We start from the raw sequence: 18776 nt of genomic DNA, 5'->3' as shown, positions 1-18776 counted from the left end.
TGCAGTCGAGAGTCAGGACCCCTGTGTTCACACCCCCCATGAATCACCCGTGCTGGATCGAGCTGAGCTCCCCGGACGTCGCCGCCGCGCGTGCGTTCTACGGCTCGCTCTTCGGCTGGGAGTTCGAGGAGCCGGGCCCCATGGGCTTCGGTGTGACCGCCCTCAAGGACGGCAAGCGGGTGGCGGGTCTGAGTCCCCAGCCGGCCGACGCCCCTGCCGGACAGCCCGCCTTCTGGTCGGTGTACTTCCGGGTCGCCTCCCTCGACGACTTCCTCGAGGCCTCCGGTGAGGCCGGCGGCCAGGCCATGATGGCGATCCCCGAGTTCGACGGCACCGCCGGTGTCGCCCTCGTCGCGGACCCGGCGGGCACCGCCTTCGGCGTCCTCGAGTACCCGGACGAACGCGGTTTCACGACGCTCGGTGCCGTGGGTGCGCCCATGTGGTTCGAGCTCCACACCAAGGACTTCTCCGTCCGTGACTTCTACTCCCGCGCCTTCGAGTGGGAGTTCACGGTCGAGGGCGACAGCGACGACTTCCGGTACGCCACCTACGAGCTCGGCGGTGTCCGCGAGCCGGAGAAGGAGGCCCACCCGGTCGGCGGCCTGCTCGACAACACGAAGCTGCCGATCCCGGCCCACTGGGAGTCCTACATCCGCGTCGACGACGTCGCGGCGACGACCGCCCGTGTGAAGGAGCTGGGCGGCGAGGTGCTCGCCGACGCCCACGAGTCCCTGCACGGCACCGTCGCCCGCTACATCGACGCCCAGAATGCCGCCTTCACGGTCATCCGCCCGAACTGAGCCCGACGACGAAGGCCCCGGACTCCAGTGGAGTCCGGGGCCTTCACGTCTCAGTCGAGCGACATCACTCGAGGTAGTCGCGCAACACCTGCGAGCGCGACGGATGCCGCAGCTTCGCCATCGTCTTCGACTCGATCTGCCGGATCCGCTCGCGGGTGACGCCGTAGACCTTGCCGATCTCGTCGAGGGTCTTGGGCTGACCGTCGTTGAGGCCGAACCGCATGGAGACGACACCGGCCTCGCGCTCGGACAGGGTGTCGAGGACGGAGTGCAGCTGCTCCTGGAGGAGGGTGAAGCTCACGGAGTCGGCCGGGACGACGGCCTCGGAGTCCTCGATGAGGTCACCGAACTCGGAGTCGCCGTCCTCGCCGAGCGGGGTGTGCAGGGAGATGGGCTCACGGCCGTACTTCTGCACCTCGACGACGCGCTCGGGCGTCATGTCGAGTTCCTTGGCCAGTTCCTCCGGCAGCGGTTCGCGACCGAGGTCCTGGAGCATCTGCCGCTGGACGCGGGCGAGCTTGTTGATGACCTCGACCATGTGCACCGGGATACGGATGGTGCGGGCCTGGTCGGCCATCGCGCGGGTGATCGCCTGGCGGATCCACCAGGTCGCGTAGGTCGAGAACTTGAAGCCCTTGGTGTAGTCGAACTTCTCGACCGCACGGATGAGGCCCAGGTTGCCCTCCTGGATGAGGTCGAGGAAGAGCATGCCGCGCCCGGTGTAGCGCTTGGCCAGGGACACGACGAGGCGCAGGTTGGCCTCGAGGAGGTGGTTCTTGGCGATGCGCCCGTCGTGGATGATCCACTTGTAGTCGCGCTGGTCCCGTGCGTCGGTGACCTTGCCCTCCTTGAGCAGGTGCTCGGCGTACATGCCGGCCTCGATGCGCTTGGCGAGGTCGACCTCCTCCGCCGCATTGAGGAGCGCGACCTTGCCGATCTGCTTGAGGTAGTCCTTGACCGGGTCCGCGGTGGCGCCGGCGCTCACGACCTGCTGGGCCGGGGCGTCGTCGTCGACGTCGGAGACGACGAAGCCGCCCTTCTCCTCGACCGCGGCCTTCTTCTCGAGCTCCTTCTGCTTCTCCTCCTCCTGCTGCTCGAGGACCTTCGCGTCGACCGTCTCCTCCGGCTCCGGGGCGATGACCGCCTCGATGTCGTCGGACTTCTTGCGCCGCCCGCCCTTCTTGGCAGGAGCCTTGGACGCCGCAGCGGTCTTCGTCGTCGACTTCTTGGCCGTCGACTTCTTCGCGGTGGTCTTCTTGGCCGTCGAGGTCGAGTCCTCGCTCTTCGACGCGGCGGACTTGGACGTCGTGGACTTCGTCGCGGTCGACCGGGTGGAGGTCGACGTCTTGGCCGTCGACTTCTTGGCCGTGGTCTTCTTCGCGGTCGACGTCGCGGACTCCGCGGTACCGGTCGCCGACCGGTCCTCGGTCGCCTCTGCGTCTGTGGTCGTGGACTTCTTGGCTGTCGGCACGCGTACACCTTTCGGACGAGTCTTGCGGCGGTCCCCCGCGTCCGGCGCTCGTGGTCCGGTCCGGACTCCCGTGGAATCCGGTCCCGCACCGCCCCAGGGCACAAGGAGGACCCAAGTCAACCCCGCGGGGATTCACATCCCGTGCGGAACGACTGGGTCAACGCGCCATTCTGGCACGTTATTCCGACCGGCGCGAATTACCACCGCTCGGAACCCCACCGCAACCCTCACATCCCGTGATCCGCTTCACAGGTTTGTCGCCCTGCCCTCCCTGCGGGTTCAGGCGGCGCACCTCCCGTCCTCTCCGGGCCACATCCCCTCCGGGCCGTACTGCCACCGGGGCATCCGACCGGCGTCGACCATCGCGCGCACGATCCGGGACATCGTGTGCTCCGGGTCGAGCTCGAGGGCCCGCCCGGCGGCCTCGTCGGCGAAGGTGTTGCGTCCCCGGGCGAACTCCAGCCAGGCGAGCATCCCGAGCACCGCCGGTCGGACCTCCGGGAGCACGAACTCCGCGGCTTGACGCAGGTAGCCCACGGACGCCTCGAGCGCGGCGAAGTCCGGGCGCCGGGCAGACAGCCCGGGCATCTCGGCCACCGCGTTCGGGTCCGCGGCGAGGGCGAGCGCCCGCAGTCGGAATTCCGCCGGTTCCAGGGCCCGCAGATCCACCGGACCGAGAGCCGGATGGTCGAACCCGAGCACGCACTGGAGCGCGTCCCGTCCACTCAGGTGGGAGAGCACCACGTCCAACCCGAGCACCCCCTCCGGGCTCGGGAGTGCCACCTGACGATCGTCCGCCGGACCCGCGGCCTCCCCGCCGTCCTGCGGGTCCAGTGCGATCCGGACGTGGAGCAGGCACAGATCGTGCTGGACCGCCGCCCAGGCCGCGACCTCGTCGGACCGTTCCCCGTCTCCGGAGTCCTCCTCCCCCGAACCCTCCCGCAGTTCGGCGATCCGGGCACGGCGGGCGTCACCGGAGGCGTCGAACCGGGTCGCGGCGGCGAAGTCGGACTCCGGGGCGGAACCCGTGAGGACGAGTGCGAGTGCCGCCGCGGACCGGTCGGCCTCCGCCGCGGGGTGGACGAGTCCGGGTTCGGTGGCAGATCCCAGGTGGTCCCGGCTGCTCCACGCCGGGTCCGCCAGGTCGACCCCCGCTTCGACCAGGGCGTCGGCGAGGTCGAGGAGCGGTTCCACGGCCGGGCCGAAGACCGTCTCGTCGACGGTCCGCGCGACCGGATCGAGAGCCGCCTCGAAGCATTCCCCGAAGGCCGCGAGCATGACGAAGTCCGGCATCCGTCCGTTCGCCACGAGGATCGCCGAGGCGCGGCTCGCCGTCCCGGCCAGGGTCCACGGACGGTCGGCGCCCACGCCGGGCATCCACTGCGGGTCGGGTTCCCAGGACAGGATGGCCCCGACCGTCCGGGCGCCGGTGTCGTCCTCGACCAGGGTGACGGCCACCAGCCGGTCCTCCGGGCGGTAGCCGAGCAGGTGCGGCACGATCCCCACGATGTCCGCCGGGCCGCTCACCCGTAGGACCTCCCGCCGTGCGTCGACGTCTCGGCGCGAAGACCCCCGCGGCTCCTCGGAGTTCCAGTGTCGCGTCCCCCGCTCCCCGGGGTCCGCGTCCGGGTTCGTCCAGTGCGTGTGCGGCGTCCCTCCTCCCTGCCGTCCGTTCCCGCCCTTCTGTGTCTCGTCGGTGTGCGTCGATGTCCCGGTGTTCTTCTCCTGTGCGTCCATGCCGACGACACTCCCGGACGGCCACCGGCACCGACAGACCCCGGATCCACCTGTGGACCGTGGGGTCGGGGTCCACAGGGCAGGGCGCCTCGGGTGCGGTCAGTCTGTGACCGCGGGTCGGGGCACGTACCGGACCCGGCCCGACATCCGCCGTCCCGTGCGCCTCGGAGGCGCCTGCGTCCCAGGTGAGATGGGACACCGTCGGCCGGCACCCGCGAGACCCGCGGACCCCCGGACCCCGGGGCCACACACCCCCGCGGACACCTCGCGGCGTGTCCGTGACGTGAATTTTCGCTGCACGCGTTCGTGGGATCACGGTTTTCCACCGCGAGGAACGGCATAATTGAATGCCGATCGAAAGGTGGATGGTGAGCGAGAAGAGCGAGATCGACCACGAACAGGACCGCCTGGACGTGGTCTACGGGCGCCTGGACGTGATCCGGGAGGAGACCCGCGGGAAGCTGGGGGACGTCCGACGCAGCAGCGTGGGCGGGCACCACCAGAACAGGTCCGAGAGGGATGCCTTCGCGACCATGTACGAGGACGACCTCATCCGGCTGGACAACGCCGAGGAGGGACTGTGTTTCGGTCGGATCGACGACGTGCACGGCGAGTCGACGTACATCGGCCGGATCGGTATCTCCGACGACGACCGCACCCAGTTGCTCATGGACTGGCGGGCGCCGGCCTCTGAACCGTTCTACCGGGCCACCGCCGCCCATCCGGGTGAGGTCGTGCTGCGTCGGCACATCGCCACGCGCGCGCGGAAGGTCACGGGGATCGAGGACGACGTCCTCGACCTCGACGCCCTCGACGATGCCCAGCGGAACGCCCTGCACGGTGAGGGTGCCCTGCTGGCCGCCCTCGGCGAGCACCGCACCGGGCGGATGGGTGACATCGTCGCGACCATCCAGTCCGAACAGGACCGCATCATCCGCCAGGCGCTCGACGGTGTGCTCGTCGTCCAGGGCGGGCCGGGCACCGGCAAGACCGCCGTCGCCCTCCACCGCGCGGCCTACCTGCTCTACCAGCACCGCCGCAAGATCGCGAAGTCCGGCGTCCTCCTCGTGGGGCCCTCGCCCGTCTTCCTCAAATACATCGAGAAGGTCCTCCCCTCGCTCGGCGAGACCGGCACCGTCCTCCTCACCCCCGGACAGCTGCTGCCCGGTGTCGACACGACGCTGCGGGACGCCCCGGCGACCGCCGCCGTCAAGGGTGACCTCCGCATGGTCCGCGTGATCGCGCGCGCCGTCCGGGGCTACCAGCGGGTCCTGCCCGAGGACCAGGAGGTCCGCGTCGGCCAGTACACGATCGTCCTCACCCGCCAGGTCGTGCGGAAGGCCCGGGAGCGCGCGCGCCGGACCGGGGACCCGCACAACAAGGCCCGCAGCACCTTCGTCAACGCGGTGCTCCGCGGTCTCGCCCCGGTCCTCGCCGAGGAGATGGACGTCGCCGCCGACGAGGAGCGCATGCCCGAACTCGTCGACGAGCTGCGGAACTCCCGCGACGTCCGCCGGGCCGTCAACCTCGCCTGGCTGCCGCTCACCCCCACCGGGGTGCTCGACGCACTGTTCTCCAAGCCGCACAAACTCGTGGCCGCTGCCGACGAGGTGCTCTCCCTCGAGGAGATGGCCGAACTCCGCCGCCCCGCGGGCTCCCCCGTCACCGTCGAGGACGTCCCGCTCCTCGACGAGATCGCCGAGCTCGTCGGCGAGGCCGAGGTGACCCGGGCCCGCCGCGAGGACGAGGAGGTCGAGTACGCCCAGTCCGTCCTCGACATGATGGGCGTCGAGGGCATGCTCGCCGGCAGCTCCGTCACCGCGGAGTCGCTGGCCGGCCGCTGGGAGGAGTCCGGTCCAGCCCTCAGCGTCGGCGAGCGCGCCGCCGAGGACCGTGAGTGGACCTACGGACACCTGGTCGTCGACGAGGCCCAGGAACTCAACCCCATGCAGCTGCGGCTGTTGTTCCGCAAGGTGCCGAGCAAGTCCGCGACCCTCGTCGGGGACCTCGCACAGGCCAGCGAGGTCGACACGGCCCGCACCTGGGGCTCCGTCCTCGAACCCCATGTCGGTGACCGGTTCCGGACCGAGGAACTCACGGTGTCCTACCGGACGCCCGGCCGGATCATGGCGATCGCCAACGCGCTCCTCACCGCGCACTTCCCGGCCCTGTCGGTCCCGGCCTCCGTCCGGGACGGCGACCACGACCCGGTCATCGAACGCCCGGAGGACATGCCCGCCCTCGCGCGGTCCCTGCCCGGCGTCGTCCGCGAGGAACTCGCCGCACTCGGCGGTGGACGACTGGCCGTCATCGCCGCACCGGAACACGTGGAACTCGTCGAGCACGCCCTCGGCTCGGACGCCTCGATCGACGTGGACTTCGGTCTCGGTTCGGTGAGCATCGACCACACGGTGGCGGTGCTCACCCCCTACGAGGCCAAGGGTCTGGAGTTCGACGGTGTGGTGATCGTCGAACCCGCGGCGATCGCCCCGGCCGGCTCCGCCCGCGGCATCGGTGAGCTGTACGTGTCGCTCACCCGTGCGACCTCACGCCTGCGGGTGCTCGGGGTCGCCGACAGCGTGCTCGCCTCGACGCCGGTCGTCGCCGGCTGAGTCACACGCCGCCCCACCCCCGGCACCTCACCGGCTGAGAGCGAAGACGGGCCGCCCACCGATGTCGGCCCCGTGAATCGCTTTGGCCCCGTGAGATTCTCATCTCACGGGGCCAAAGCGATTCAGCCGGCCGGAACCGCCGGCGACGAAAAGGGCCGCGGGCATCGGAGGGGAAGCCGATGCCCGCGGCCCTTTTCGTCGCCGACGGTTCCGGCCGGCTGAATCGCTTTGGCCCCGTGAGATTCTCATCTCACGGGGCCAAAGCGATTCAGCCGGCCGGAACCGCCGGCGACGAAAAGGGCCGCGGGCATCAGCTTCCCCTCCGATGCCCGCGGCTGATCCGTACTCTACATGTTTTTCAGCCCGAACACATCTGGCTATCAGGAACCGAAAGAAAATCCCGGGATCCAGACGCATCCCGGGCGTGTCGCCTGGTGAGGCGGGTGCAGGACCACCGGGGCCCGGGCGTCAGTCCACGGTGCCGGCGGCCGGGGCCCGACCGGCGGCGAGGTCGGCGCGCAGGGAGGCGATCGCCGCTTCGAAGTCCTCGAGCGAGTCGAAACTCTGGTAGACACTCGCGAACCGCAGGTAGGCCACGTGGTCGAGTTCCCGCAGGGGTTCGAGGATGGCCAGGCCGATCTCGTCGGCGTCGATCTCCGCGATCCCGCGGGAGCGGATCTTCTCCTCGACGGTCTGCGCGAGTTTGGCCAGTTCGTCCTCCCCGACCGGTCGTCCCTGGCACGCCTTGCGCACCCCTCCGACGACCTTCTGCCGGGAGAACTCCTCGGACACACCGGAGCGCTTGATCACCGTGAGGCTCGTCGCCTCCATCGTGGTGAAGCGGCGACCGCAGTCGGGGCACTGTCGGCGCCGTCGGATGGACGAGCCGTCCTCGGCGGTCCGGGAGTCGACGACCCGGGAATCAGCGTGACGGCAGAAGGGGCAATGCATGTCAGGCCTCTCCCGTGAACCGCAGGGCGACGGCCGACCCGTGGGCCGGGAGGTCCTCCTCCCGCGCGAGCGCGACGACGTGCTCGGCCACCTCGGCGAGCGCCGCCCGCGGGTAGTCGACGACTTGGCTGCCCTTGAGGAAGGACTGGACACCGAGGGCCGAGGAGTGTGCCGCGGTCCCGAGGGTCGGCAGCACGTGATTCGACCCGGAGCAGTAGTCCCCGAGGGCCACCGGTGAGTGGTCACCGACGAACACGGTGCCGCCGTTGACGACCCGGTCGACGATCGCGTGGGGGTCGGCGACCATGAGCTGCACGTGCTCGCCCGCGTAGGCGTTGAGCACCGCGACCCCGGCGTCGAGGTCGTCGACCAGGACGATCCCCGACTGCCCACCGGACAGGGCCTTGTGCACCCGCGTCCGGTGCTCGGTCACCTCGGCCTGTGCGACGAGCTCCCGGCGGACGGCCGCCGCGAGCTCCTCGGAGGCGGTGACGAGCACGGAGGCCGCCAGCGGGTCGTGCTCGGCCTGGCTGATGAGGTCCGCGGCGACATAGCGCGGATCGGCGCTGTCGTCCGCGAGGACGATGATCTCGGTGGGCCCGGCCACCGAATCGATCCCGACGACGGACCGCACCGTCGCCTTCGTCGCCGCGACATAGGCGTTGCCGGGACCCGTGATGAGGTCGACCGGTTCGAGGGTCTCCCCGTCGTCGAATCCGTAGGCGAAGGCCGCGATCGCCTGCGAACCGCCCATCGCCCACACCTCCTCGACACCGAGCATCGCGGCGGCCGCGAGGACCGTGGGGTGCGGCAGACCGTTCGACTGCGGGGGCGAGGCGATCGCCAGGGACCGCACACCCGCCTCCTGCGCAGGGACGACGTTCATCACGACGGTCGACGGGTAGACCGCCAGCCCGCCGGGCACGTAGAGGCCCACACGCTCGACCGGCAGCCACCGGGTGCTCACGGTGCCGCCACCGACGAACTCGGTCGTGACGGTCCGGCGGACGTCGGCCGCGGCGACGGTCCGGGCCCGCCGGATCGTCTCCTCGAGGGCCGCCCGGATCGTCGGGTCGAGTTCCTCCAGTGCGGAATCGAGTGCGTGCTGGGGCACCCGCAGGTTCTCGACCCGCACACGGTCGAACCGGTCGGTGTACTCCAGGACCGCGGCCCGGCCGCGCTCCCGGATGTCCTGGATCATCGGCGCGACCGCGGCGACCGCGTCGGAGATGTCCACCGAGGCCCGCGGCATCTTGCTGCGCAGGGTCCGGCGGTCCAGGGGCGTCCCCCGCAGGTCGAGCAGGTTCATCATCGTTTCGGTCACCCCGACAGTCTAGTCTTCCCGCCCGAGATGGTCAGCGCGGGGTCCGCGCCGCGGACAGCCCTATGGTTGAGGAGTCTTCCCGCCCGAGATGGTCAGCGCGGGGTCCGCGCCGCGGACCTCGCCACCCACCGGAGGAGTTGCCCCGCCCGAGTCAGTCAGTTCCGGGTCCGCGCCGCGGACAGCCCTACAGTTGCGGAGTCTTCCCGCCCGAGATGGTCAGCGCGGGGTCCGCGCCGCGGACCTCGCCACCCACCGGAGGAGTTGCCCCGCCCGAGTCGGTCAGTTCCGGGTCCGCGCCGCGGACAGTCCCACCCCACCTCAGGCGAAGGGGTTCTGTCCCCCGCTGGGGACCAGGCAGCGGGGACCGAGCAGTCCCTTGAGGTCACCGAACAGGTTCGGACCCGGGGAGACCCGCAGTGTCCGGTCGAGTCGCATGACGGTGGTCTTCCCGGGTCGGGTGAGTTCGAGGATCACGTCGGCCTGTCCGGAGTTCGCCTGCAGGACGGACTTGAGCTTCTCGGCGAGTTCCGGGGTGCACCGTTCCATCGGGACCGTGAGGTTGAGGGGGCGGTCCTCCGGGTCGGTGACGTCGGGGATCGTCATCGACTGGGCCATCATCGACGTCCCGCGGTCCTCCGACTTGCGGATCCGCCCCGTCACGGTGACGACGAGGTCCGGCTGCAGGAGGGAGGCGACCGGTTCGTACACGTCCCCGAAGAACATCACCTCGATGCCGGCGTCGAAGTCCTCCATCGCGACGATCGCATAGGGCTTGCCCGAGTTCTTCGAGACCTTGCGGGTCACCTGGGTGATGAGCCCGCAGATCTTCACCTGGGAGCCGTCGGGCCGCGGGCTCTCCGGGTCGATGACCGAGGCGATCGACGCCTCCGCCTCGTTCTGGATCACGCCCTCCAACCCGTTGAGCGGGTGGTCGGAGACGTAGAGGCCGAGCATGTCGCGCTCGAACGCGAGCTTCTCCTTCTTCTCCCATTCCGGACGGTCCGGGATCTGGATGTGGAAGGCCGGTTCGTCGTCCTCGCCACCACCCAGACCCGCGAACAGGTCGAACTGCCCGGCGGCCTCCTGCCGTTTCACACCGACGACCGCGTCGACGGCCTCCTCGTGGACCTCGACGAGGGAGCGGCGGTTCTCCCCCAGTTCGTCGAAGGCACCGGCCTTGATGAGCGACTCGATGGTGCGCTTGTTGCACACCTGGCTCGGCACCTTGCCGAGGAAGTCGTTGAAGGACGTGAAGTCCCCCTTCTCCTCCCGCGCCTCGACGATGCCGGCGACGACGTTCGCCCCGACGTTGCGGACCGCGCCCATCCCGAAGCGGATGTCCTCCCCGACCGGGGTGAAGGTCTGGGCCGAGGTGTTGACGTCGGGCGGCAGGACGGAGATGCCCATGTGCCGGCACTGGTTGAGGTACATGGCGAGCTTGTCGCGGTTCTGGCCGACCGAGGTGAGCAGGGCCGCCATGTACTCGGCCGGGTAGTGCCGCTTGAGGTAGGCCGTCCAGAAGGAGACGACACCGTAGGCCGCCGAGTGGGCCTTGTTGAAGGCGTACTCGGAGAAGGGCAGGAGGATGTCCCACAGCGCCTGGGCCGCGGACTCGGAGTAGCCGCGTTCCTTCATCCCCTCGAAGAAGCCGACCTGCTGCTTGTCGAGCTCGGCCTTCTTCTTCTTGCCCATCACGCGCCGGAGGATGTCGGCCTGGCCGAGCGAGTACCCGGCGACCTTCCGGGCGATCGCCATCACCTGCTCCTGGTAGATGATGAGGCCGTAGGTCTCGTCGAGGATGTCCTTGAGCGGTTCCTCGAGCTCCGGGTGGATGGGGGTGACCGGCTGCTGCCCGTTCTTGCGCAGCGCGTAGTTGGTGTGCGATTCCGCACCCATGGGGCCCGGACGGTACAGGGCCAGGGTCGCGGAGATGTCCTCGAAGTTGTCCGGCTTCATGAGCCGCAACAGGCTCTGCAGGCCGCCGCCGTCGAGCTGGAACACCCCGATCGTGTCACCGCGCGACAGGAGTTCGTAGGTCGCCTCGTCCTCCAGGGGCAGACGCTCGAGATCGAGGGTCTCCCCCCGGTTCTGCTGGATGTTCTCCAGGGCGTCGGAGACGATCGTGAGGTTGCGCAGACCCAGGAAGTCCATCTTGATGAGGCCCAGGTCCTCACAGATGGGGTACTCGAACTGGGTGATGACCTGGCCGTCCTGGAACCGGCGCATGATCGGGATGACGTCCTCGATCTTCTCCGAGGACATGATAACGCCGGCCGCGTGCACACCCCATTGACGCTTCAGTCCCTCGAGACCCAGCGCGGTATCGAAGGTCTCGCGCGCCTCGGTCTCGGTGGCCAGCAGCTCCCGGAACTCACCGGCCTCGTTGTACCGCTTGGCCTGCGGGTCCTCGATGTTCGCCAGCGGGATGTCCTTGGCACCCTCCGCCGGCGGCAGCGCCTTCGTGAGGCGTTCACCGAGGGAGAAGGGCTTGCCGAGCACGCGCGCGGAGTCCTTGAGCGCCTGCTTCGTCTTGATCGTGCCGAAGGTGACGATCTGGGCGCAGTAGTCCGCTCCGTACTTCTCCGTCACGTAGTCGATGACCTCGCCGCGGCGGCGGTCGTCGAAGTCGACGTCGAAGTCGGGCATGGACACGCGCTCCGGGTTGAGGAAGCGCTCGAAGATGAGCCCGTGCTGGATCGGGTCGAGGTCGGTGATCCGCATCGCGTAGGCGACCATCGAACCGGCACCGGAACCCCGCCCCGGTCCCACGCGGATCCCGTTGTCCTTCGACCAGTTGATGAAGTCGGCGACGACGAGGAAGTAGCCCGGGAAGCCCATCTGGATGATGATGTCGAGCTCGTAGTCGGCCCGCTCCCGCGCGCTCGGCGGCACCCCGTCCGGGTAGCGGTACTTGAGCCCGTTCGCGACCTCCTCGATGAGCCAGGAGGTCTCGTCGTGCCCGGGCGGACACGGGAACTTGGGCATGTAGTTCGCGTCGGTGTTGAACGAGACCTCACACTTCTCGGCGATCTCGAGCGTGTTGTCGCAGGCCTCGGGTATCTCCGCGAAGAGGCTGCGCATCTCCGCACCCGACTTCAGGTAGTAGCCGCTACCGCTGAACGCGAAGCGGCTGCCGCCCTGGTCGTAGGTCGGTTCGATGAGCTTCGAACCGGACTGGATGGCCAGCAGCGCCTCGTGCGCCTTGGCATCGGACTCGTGCGTGTAGTGGAGGTCGTTCGTCGCGACCAGCGGCAGGTCGAGCTCCTTGCCCAGACGCAACAGGTCGTTCGTCACCCGCTTCTCGATGGACAGCCCGTGGTCCATGAGCTCGAGGTAGTAGTTCTCCGCGCCGAAGATCTCGCGGTACTTGGCCGCCGCGGCCTTCGCCTCCTCGTACTGGCCCAGACGGAGGCGCACCTGCACCTCGCCGGAGGGACAGCCGGTCGTCGCGATGATGCCCTCGGAGTACTGCTCCAACAGTTCGAGGTCGATGCGCGGCCACTTGCTGAACACGCTGTCGAGCGAGGCGATCGAGGCGGCCTTGAACAGGTTGTGCATGCCCGTGTTGTTCTTCGCGAGCAGCGTCATGTGAGTGTACGCGCCACCACCGGAGACGTCGTCACCCTTCTGGCTCTCGTCCGTCCGCCACTTCACACGCGACTTGTCGGTGCGGTGCGTGCCCGGGGTGATGTACGCCTCGAGGCCGATGATCGGTTTGATACCGGCGCCCGTCGCCTGCTTCCAGAAGTCGAAGGCGCCGAACAGGTACCCGTGGTCGGTCATCGCGATGGAACTCATGCCCATCTCGCCGGCCGCCGAGAACAGGTCGCCCAGGCGGGCGGCCCCGTCGAGCATCGAGTACTCGGTGTGGACGTGCAGGTGTGTGAAGTCCTTCGTCGCGGTCACCCTCGGGTCCCTTCCTCTCGGTCCTACGTGTTCACCGGCCCCCAGTCTCTCACCACCGCGGTCGTCCACCGCCGCAGTCATTCACCACTGCGCGGCGGCGACGCGTTCGAGCGCCGTGGCGAGGTCGTCGGGGTAGTCCGACTCGAACTCGACCCACTCTCCCGTGCTCGGGTGCGTGAAGCCGAGCTTCACCGCGTGCAGCCACTGGCGGGTGAGCCCCAGTTTCTCGGCGAGCACCGGGTCCGCGCCGTAGGGCAGGTCGCCGCAGCAGGGGTGCTTGGTCGCGGACATGTGGACCCGGATCTGGTGGGTCCGCCCGGTCTCCAGGTGGACCTCGACGAGGGTCGCGGACTTGTACACCTCGAGCACCTCGTAGTGGGTGACCGCGTGCTTGCCGTCCTGCCGGACCGCGTACAGCCCGTCGCGCCGAGGATTGCGCCCGATCGGCGCCTCGATCGTGCCGACAATCGGGTCGGGCAGGCCCTGAACGAGGGCATGGTAGGTCTTCTCCACCGTGCGCTGCTTGAAGGCGCGCTTGAGCACGCTGTAGGCGTGTTCGCCCTTCGCGACGACCATGACGCCCGAGGTCCCGACGTCGAGACGGTGGACGATCCCCTGCCGCTCGGGTGCACCCGAGGTGGCGATCGAGTACCCGGCCCCGGCGAGTCCGCCGATCACCGTCGGACCCTTCCACCCGGCGGCCGGGTGGGCGGCCACGCCCACCGGTTTGTCGACGACGACGATCGCCTCGTCGTCGTGGAGGACCGTCATCCCCTCGACGGGCTCGGCCACGACCTCCAGGGGGTCCTTCTGCTCGGGCATGACGACGTCGAGCATGGACCCGGCGTGCAGCCGCTCGGACTTGCCGACGACCTCTCCACCCACGCGCACGCCCCCGTCGGCCGCGATCTGGGCCGCCGCGGAGCGCGAGAGCCCGAGCAGTCGGCCCAGGGCGGTGTCCACCCGCTCCCCCTCCAGTCCCTCCGGGACGAAGAAGCTGCGTTCGGTCATCGGTCTCCCCTCTCCTGTCGTGTCTCCTCGCCTGCCCCGGATCCCGCCGCCGAGGCGCCCTGTCCCTGTCCGTCCGTGTCCCGGCTGCCGTCGAGCCCGACGCCCCGGAAGGTCAGCAGGATGATGACGGCCGCCGCACCGGTGATCGCCACGTCGGCGACGTTGCACACGAACCAGTACAGGTCGAGGAAGTCGATGACGTGTCCGTGGAAGAAACCGGGAGCCCGGAAGAACCGGTCGAGAAGGTTGCCCGTGAGACCACCGAGCAGGAGGCCGAGCCCCCAGGCCCACCCCCGCGAACCGAGGCGGCGGGCAGCCAGCAGGATCCCGACGAACACCCCGGTCGCGATGAGCGCGAACAGCCAGGTGGTGTTCTCCCCCATGCCGAAGGCGGCACCCGGGTTCCGGTAGAAGGTGAACCCGGCGAGGTCCCCGAGCACGGGGATCCGGGGCCGGCCCTGCAGATGGTCGACGGCGATCTGTTTCGTCACCTGGTCGACGGCGACGACGGCCACGGCGATCCCGGCGAGGATCGTGACGAGGCGACCGCGCCGTGCGGGTCGGGTGGTGGATCCGGTGCTCACAGGGCGCAGACGCTCCTCGGGTCGGGGTCGGGGTTCGGGTCGGGCCCGGAGTCCGGGGACCTGACGGGCGGACACGATCCTACCCGCCCGGACCGGGGAGGACGCACGGAGGCCCCGTGCCCTCGGGAGAGGGAACGGGGCCTCGTGTCGACCGTGACGAGTGTCTCAGGCCTTCTCGTCCAGGGTCTCCGGCTCCAGGGAACCGGAGCTCTCCAGGTCGCGCAGCTGGTCGTTGAGGTAGCTCTTGAGGCGCGTGCGGTACTGGCGCTCGAAGTTCTGCAGCCCACCGATCTTCGACTCGAGGTCGGACTTCTCGTTCTCGAGGGTGGTGAGCACCTCCTCGCGCTTCTTCTCGGCGGCACCCACCAGGTCCTTGGCCTTGGTCTCGGCCTCGGACACGAGGGTCTTCGCCTTCGACTCGGCCTCGGAGATGAGCTTGTCGCGGGTGGCCTCACCCTCGGCGACGTGCTCGTCGTGGACGCGCTGGGCCAGCGCGATGAGGCCGTGCGCGTCGCCACCACCGACGGCGGCACCGGCAGCAGCACCCGCACCCGCGGCGGCAGCAGCGGGAGCGGCGCTCGAGGCGGGGGTGGCGGCGGGAGCCTGGGCCGGGGCCGGAGCCTCCGTCTTCTTCTCGGCGGCCGGGTTCTCGGCCTTGTCCTCCGGGGCCGGGGTCTCAGCCTTGGTCGCCGGGGCCGGGGTGTCCTTGGCCCCCGGCATCGCCTGGGTGGCGGCAGGGTCCTCGGCCGGGGCAGCTGCGGGTGCGGCCGCCTTCGGTGCCTCGGGGGTCTTGGCAGCGGCGGCCGGTGCACCGGCCTCCAGCTCGGCCACGCGCTTCTCGGCGGTCGACAGCTTGGTGCGGAGGTCGTCGTTCTCGTCCGTCAGGCGGCGCAATTCGAGGACGACCTCGTCGAGGAAGTCGTCGACCTCGTCCTGGTCGTATCCGTCGCGGAACTTGACGTGCTGGAACCGCTTGTTGACTACATCATCAGGCGTGAGCGCCATGAGGCCACCTTAGGTCGACTGTGCAACTTCGTGTACGAATGACCGACACCCCACCTGACGTGGCACGCCGATCGTCACGGACACATTACAACACGGGAACGGAACTTGTCGCTCGCGTGTATCCACGTGGGATTTCACCCATTCGGTGAGCGGTCCGGGGGTGCCGCCGTGGCGGTGCTCCCGGACCGCTCAAGCGAAGGACACGGACATCTGCATGGCGACCATCGACAGGATCTGGACGGCCAGGAACACCAGGATGAAGCCGAGGTCCAGCGCGATCCCACCCAGGCGCAGGGGCGGGATGAACCGACGCACCAGCTTCACCGGCGGATCCGTGAGGGTGTAGACGATCTCGCTGAGGACGAGCACGAATCCCTTGGGCCGCCAGTCCCGGGCGAACACCTGGATGAGGTCGATCACCACCCGGGCGAGCAGGACCCAGACGTAGAGGCGGAGCAGCAGGGCGATGAGGTAGAACACGAGGCTCATGGAGTCATCGTCTCATTTCTGTGGGCGGTGGGGTTCGGTCGTACGGTGTGCCGTCCGTCGTGCACACACGTCGGACGGCGGGCCACCAGGGTAGCCCGCCGTCCTGAGGATCGCGTGAACGCGCGCGTGCGTCAGCTCTGGTTGAAGAAGCTCGCCTGGGTGCTCGCGCCGGTCTCCTCCTCGCCGGAGACCTCGACGTTCTCGGGGGTGAGGAGGAAGACGTTGTTCGTCACCTTCTCGATCGACCCGCGCAGGCCGAAGATGAGGCCGGCAGAGAAGTCGACCAGGCGCTTGGAGTTCGCCTCGTCCATGGCGGTGAGGTTCATGATGACCGGCACACCGTCACGGAACGCGGTGCCGATCGCCTTCGCGTCGTTGTAGCTGCGCGGGTGGATGGTCCGGATCCGGTTCATCGACGCCGCGGGCGCCGTCTCGACCGGGCGGACTGACGAGCGGATGGGGGTCACGGCGGCAGGCTCCTCGACGGTGGTGTCGTCGTCGACCTCGTCCTCGAGGTCCTCGACGTGGTCGGTCTCGACGCGTGCGTGTCGGTCGCGGGTCGGCTCGAGGTACTCCTCGTCCTCCTCCACGAATCCCAGGTAGGTTCCCAGTTTCTTCATGGCGCCCATGGCAGATCCTCCGGTCTGTTGTCCTTGCCCAGGAATCTACCGGCGGATGTCCACCACCGGCCGCACGTCACTGGGCGTGTCGCCGCCTTGCCGTCCGTCCCACCCGGGCAGCGGCTCCTCACCCACCCTCGCGGGTCATCCACACGAGTCCGGCGAACCGTCCGGTCCGCCCACCGTCCCGCCCGTCCCGGCGGTGCGAGAAGAGCGCGGGTGTCTCGACGGTGCAGTCACGGCTCCACCGGGCCACGTGCACCCCGGCCCGGGAGAGCTGTTCGACCACCCCGGCGGCCACGTCGAGGGCGGGGGTGCCGGTGGCGGAGACCGCCGCCGACACGGGTTCGACGGCCGCGACCTCGGCCCGCATCGCGGCGGGCACCTCGTAGCAGCGGGGGCAGACGGAGGGGCCGACGAAGGCGGTGAGGTCCCTGGCCCCGGCCGCGACCATCGCCTCGACACAGCGGGTGACGACCCCGGCGGCCATCCCGGGACGTCCCGCGTGGACCGCACCGATGACCCCGGCCTCCGGATCGGCCAGCAGCACCGGGGTACAGTCGGCGACGAGGATCGCCAGGCCCAGGTCGGCCTCCGTCGTGATCTGCGCATCGGCCTCGACCACGGACCCGGAGAGCGTCCCGGAACCGGTCACGTGGACGGCGTCACCGTGGACCTGGGAGACCCACGAGACCTGCTCGGGGTCGAGCCCCACGACGGTGGCGAGCAGCGACCGGTTCGCCTCGACCGCGTGGTCGTCGTCGCCGACGTGGCGGGCGAGGTCGAAGGAGTCGTAGGGGGCCTGCGAGAAACCGCCTCGTCGGTCCGTCACGGCCATGTGCACGGTGGCACGCGACCCGGGAACGACGAGGCGGTCGTGGAGCACGGGGTACTCCTCGTCCTCAGCGCAGGAACTCGGGGATGTCGATGTCGGCCGGCTCGAAGCGACCGTTCGACTTCTCCTCGGGCAGGGCGGAGGGCACCTCGGGCGCCTTCTCCTCCGTGGACGCGGCAGGATGTGCCGCAGGTGCGGCGGCCGGGCGGTCCTCGGCGGGGCGCGAGGTGCCGGCGGCCGGGGCCGGCTCCGCCGGGGTCCGGGTGGCCGGACCGGCGGCCGGCTTGGCGGTCGACTTCACGGTGGTGGGCGCGGTGATCGTCGCGTCCTTGCCACCGTCGGGACCGGCATTGCCGTCGAAACCGGCCGCGATGACCGTGATCCGGCACTCGTCGCCCAGGTTGTCGTCGATGACCGTACCGAAGATGATGTTCGCCTCGGGGTGGGCGGCCTCCTGCACCAGGCGTGCGGCCTCGTTGATCTCGAACAGGCCGAGATCGGAACCGCCCTGGATGGAGAGCAGCACACCGTGTGCACCCTCGATGCTCGCCTCCAGGAGAGGCGAGGCGATCGCGGCCTCCGCGGCCTGGACCGCGCGGTCGTCCCCGACCGCCGAGCCGATGCCCATGAGGGCCGTCCCGGCGTCCTTCATCACCGACTTCACGTCGGCGAAGTCGAGGTTGATCATGCCCGGGGTCGAGATGAGGTCCGTGATGCCCTGGACACCGGAGCGGAGCACCTCGTCCGCGGACTGGAAGGCCTCGATGACGGACACGTTGCGGTCCGAGATCGACAGCAGGCGGTCGTTCGGGATGACGATGAGGGTGTCGACCTCGTCGCGCAGGGTCGCGATACCGTTCTCCGCCTGCTGCGAGCGACGGCGACCCTCGAAGGTGAAGGGACGGGTCACGACACCGATGGTGAGCGCACCGAGGGAGCGTGCGATCCGGGCGACGACGGGAGCCGCACCGGTACCGGTGCCGCCGCCCTCACCACACGTCACGAACACCATGTCGGCGCCCTCGAGTGCCTCCTGGATGGACTCCTCGGAGTCCTCGGCCGCCTTGCGCCCGATCTCCGGGTCGGCGCCGGCGCCGAGGCCACGGGTCAGCTCGCGGCCGATCTCCAGCTTGAGGTCCGCCTCCGAGAGGAGGAGGGCCTGTGCGTCGGTGTTGATGGCGATGAACTCGACGCCCCGCAGTCCGGCGTCGATCATCCGCTGGACGGCGTTGACACCGCCGCCACCAGTGCCGACGACCTTGATGTCAGCTCCGGATTGTGGGAATTCAGCCAAGTCGGTTCCTCTTTCGGCGCGTCGGCCCGTGATCGTCCGAGTCAGTCGACTTCTGATGCCGAGGCAGGTCCGGGACACGGGAGGTGTGTCTTGCGTGCTCCCACTCTAACGGTTCCCACCCGGGCCCCGGCGCTCAT

Annotated in this window: 14 protein-coding genes; 2 read left to right on the top strand and 12 right to left on the bottom strand. The window is 69.6% G+C overall.

Going from position 1 to position 18776, the window contains the following annotated elements; genetic code table 11:
• Positions 1-38: 38 nt before the first annotated feature.
• Positions 39-800, top strand: coding sequence for a VOC family protein (locus AAD496_RS09550; RefSeq protein ID WP_349828458.1), 762 nt, complete (start codon positions 39-41; stop codon positions 798-800).
• A gap of 64 nt (positions 801-864) precedes the next feature.
• Here the strand turns inward: AAD496_RS09550 and AAD496_RS09545 are convergent, their stop codons facing one another.
• Positions 865-2391, bottom strand: coding sequence for an RNA polymerase sigma factor (locus AAD496_RS09545; protein ID WP_433913752.1), 1527 nt, complete (start codon positions 2389-2391; stop codon positions 865-867).
• Between the two features lie 159 nt (positions 2392-2550).
• Positions 2551-4008, bottom strand: a complete 1458-nt coding sequence (locus AAD496_RS09540; protein ID WP_349828456.1) for a DUF4192 family protein — start codon at positions 4006-4008, stop codon at positions 2551-2553.
• Between the two features lie 347 nt (positions 4009-4355).
• On the opposite strand from AAD496_RS09540, the gene AAD496_RS09535 reads away from it, so the two are divergent.
• Positions 4356-6620 carry a HelD family protein gene (locus tag AAD496_RS09535; RefSeq protein ID WP_349828455.1) on the top strand — a complete coding sequence of 755 codons (2265 nt, stop codon included), beginning with the start codon at positions 4356-4358 and terminating at the stop codon, positions 6618-6620.
• Positions 6621-7088: 468 nt separating this feature from the next.
• Here the strand turns inward: AAD496_RS09535 and nrdR are convergent, their stop codons facing one another.
• From nrdR to ftsZ, 10 genes are all read right to left on the bottom strand, one after another.
• The gene (nrdR, locus tag AAD496_RS09530) at positions 7089-7571 is read right to left on the bottom strand and encodes a transcriptional regulator NrdR (protein WP_349828454.1); all 483 of its coding nucleotides are present in this window, start codon (positions 7569-7571) and stop codon (positions 7089-7091) included.
• A gap of 1 nt (position 7572) precedes the next feature.
• Positions 7573-8883: a histidinol dehydrogenase gene (gene hisD / locus AAD496_RS09525; RefSeq protein WP_349828584.1), complete on the bottom strand. Its 1311-nt coding sequence runs from the start codon at positions 8881-8883 to the stop codon at positions 7573-7575.
• A 330-nt stretch (positions 8884-9213) separates the two neighbouring features.
• Positions 9214-12750, bottom strand: coding sequence for a DNA polymerase III subunit alpha (gene dnaE, locus AAD496_RS09520; protein ID WP_433913754.1), 3537 nt, complete (start codon positions 12748-12750; stop codon positions 9214-9216).
• Between the two features lie 132 nt (positions 12751-12882).
• The gene (locus AAD496_RS09515; protein WP_349828452.1) at positions 12883-13812 is read right to left on the bottom strand and encodes an RluA family pseudouridine synthase; all 930 of its coding nucleotides are present in this window, start codon (positions 13810-13812) and stop codon (positions 12883-12885) included.
• Positions 13809-14396 (bottom strand): signal peptidase II, encoded by a 588-nt coding sequence (locus AAD496_RS09510; RefSeq protein WP_349828451.1) that lies wholly within the window; start codon positions 14394-14396, stop codon positions 13809-13811. The genes AAD496_RS09515 and AAD496_RS09510 overlap by 4 nt, the downstream gene beginning before the upstream one ends.
• A 165-nt stretch (positions 14397-14561) precedes the next feature.
• Positions 14562-15401, bottom strand: a complete 840-nt coding sequence (locus AAD496_RS09505; protein ID WP_349828450.1) for a DivIVA domain-containing protein — start codon at positions 15399-15401, stop codon at positions 14562-14564.
• 189 nt (positions 15402-15590) lie between these two features.
• Positions 15591-15890, bottom strand: coding sequence for a YggT family protein (locus tag AAD496_RS09500; RefSeq protein WP_349828449.1), 300 nt, complete (start codon positions 15888-15890; stop codon positions 15591-15593).
• Between the two features lie 131 nt (positions 15891-16021).
• Positions 16022-16519 (bottom strand): cell division protein SepF, encoded by a 498-nt coding sequence (locus AAD496_RS09495; protein ID WP_349828448.1) that lies wholly within the window; start codon positions 16517-16519, stop codon positions 16022-16024.
• 118 nt (positions 16520-16637) lie between these two features.
• Positions 16638-17396: a peptidoglycan editing factor PgeF gene (pgeF, locus tag AAD496_RS09490; RefSeq protein ID WP_349828446.1), complete on the bottom strand. Its 759-nt coding sequence runs from the start codon at positions 17394-17396 to the stop codon at positions 16638-16640.
• A 16-nt stretch (positions 17397-17412) separates the two neighbouring features.
• Positions 17413-18639 (bottom strand): cell division protein FtsZ, encoded by a 1227-nt coding sequence (ftsZ, locus tag AAD496_RS09485; RefSeq protein ID WP_349828444.1) that lies wholly within the window; start codon positions 18637-18639, stop codon positions 17413-17415.
• Between the last annotated feature and the right edge of the window lie 137 nt (positions 18640-18776).

It is taken from the genome of Brevibacterium litoralis (assembly GCF_040212315.1).
In the GTDB taxonomy this organism is placed as follows: Bacteria; Actinomycetota; Actinomycetes; order Actinomycetales; family Brevibacteriaceae; genus Brevibacterium; species Brevibacterium litoralis.
This window is presented reverse-complemented; position numbering and strand designations above follow the sequence as displayed.

What these genes read in the sequence shown, in the direction of transcription:
- hisD (WP_349828584.1), bottom strand. Translation starts at nt 8,883, where the DNA reads ATGATGAACCTGCTCGACCTGCGGGGGACGCCCCTGGACCGCCGGACC.
- AAD496_RS09535 (WP_349828455.1), top strand. Translation starts at nt 4,356, where the DNA reads ATGCCGATCGAAAGGTGGATGGTGAGCGAGAAGAGCGAGATCGACCAC.
- AAD496_RS09505 (WP_349828450.1), bottom strand. Translation starts at nt 15,401, where the DNA reads ATGGCGCTCACGCCTGATGATGTAGTCAACAAGCGGTTCCAGCACGTC.
- AAD496_RS09500 (WP_349828449.1), bottom strand. Translation starts at nt 15,890, where the DNA reads ATGAGCCTCGTGTTCTACCTCATCGCCCTGCTGCTCCGCCTCTACGTC.
- AAD496_RS09515 (WP_349828452.1), bottom strand. Translation starts at nt 13,812, where the DNA reads ATGACCGAACGCAGCTTCTTCGTCCCGGAGGGACTGGAGGGGGAGCGG.
- AAD496_RS09540 (WP_349828456.1), bottom strand. Translation starts at nt 4,008, where the DNA reads ATGGACGCACAGGAGAAGAACACCGGGACATCGACGCACACCGACGAG.
- nrdR (WP_349828454.1), bottom strand. Translation starts at nt 7,571, where the DNA reads ATGCATTGCCCCTTCTGCCGTCACGCTGATTCCCGGGTCGTCGACTCC.
- AAD496_RS09495 (WP_349828448.1), bottom strand. Translation starts at nt 16,519, where the DNA reads ATGGGCGCCATGAAGAAACTGGGAACCTACCTGGGATTCGTGGAGGAG.
- dnaE (WP_433913754.1), bottom strand. Translation starts at nt 12,750, where the DNA reads ATGCTCGACGGGGCCGCCCGCCTGGGCGACCTGTTCTCGGCGGCCGGC.
- AAD496_RS09550 (WP_349828458.1), top strand. Translation starts at nt 39, where the DNA reads ATGAATCACCCGTGCTGGATCGAGCTGAGCTCCCCGGACGTCGCCGCC.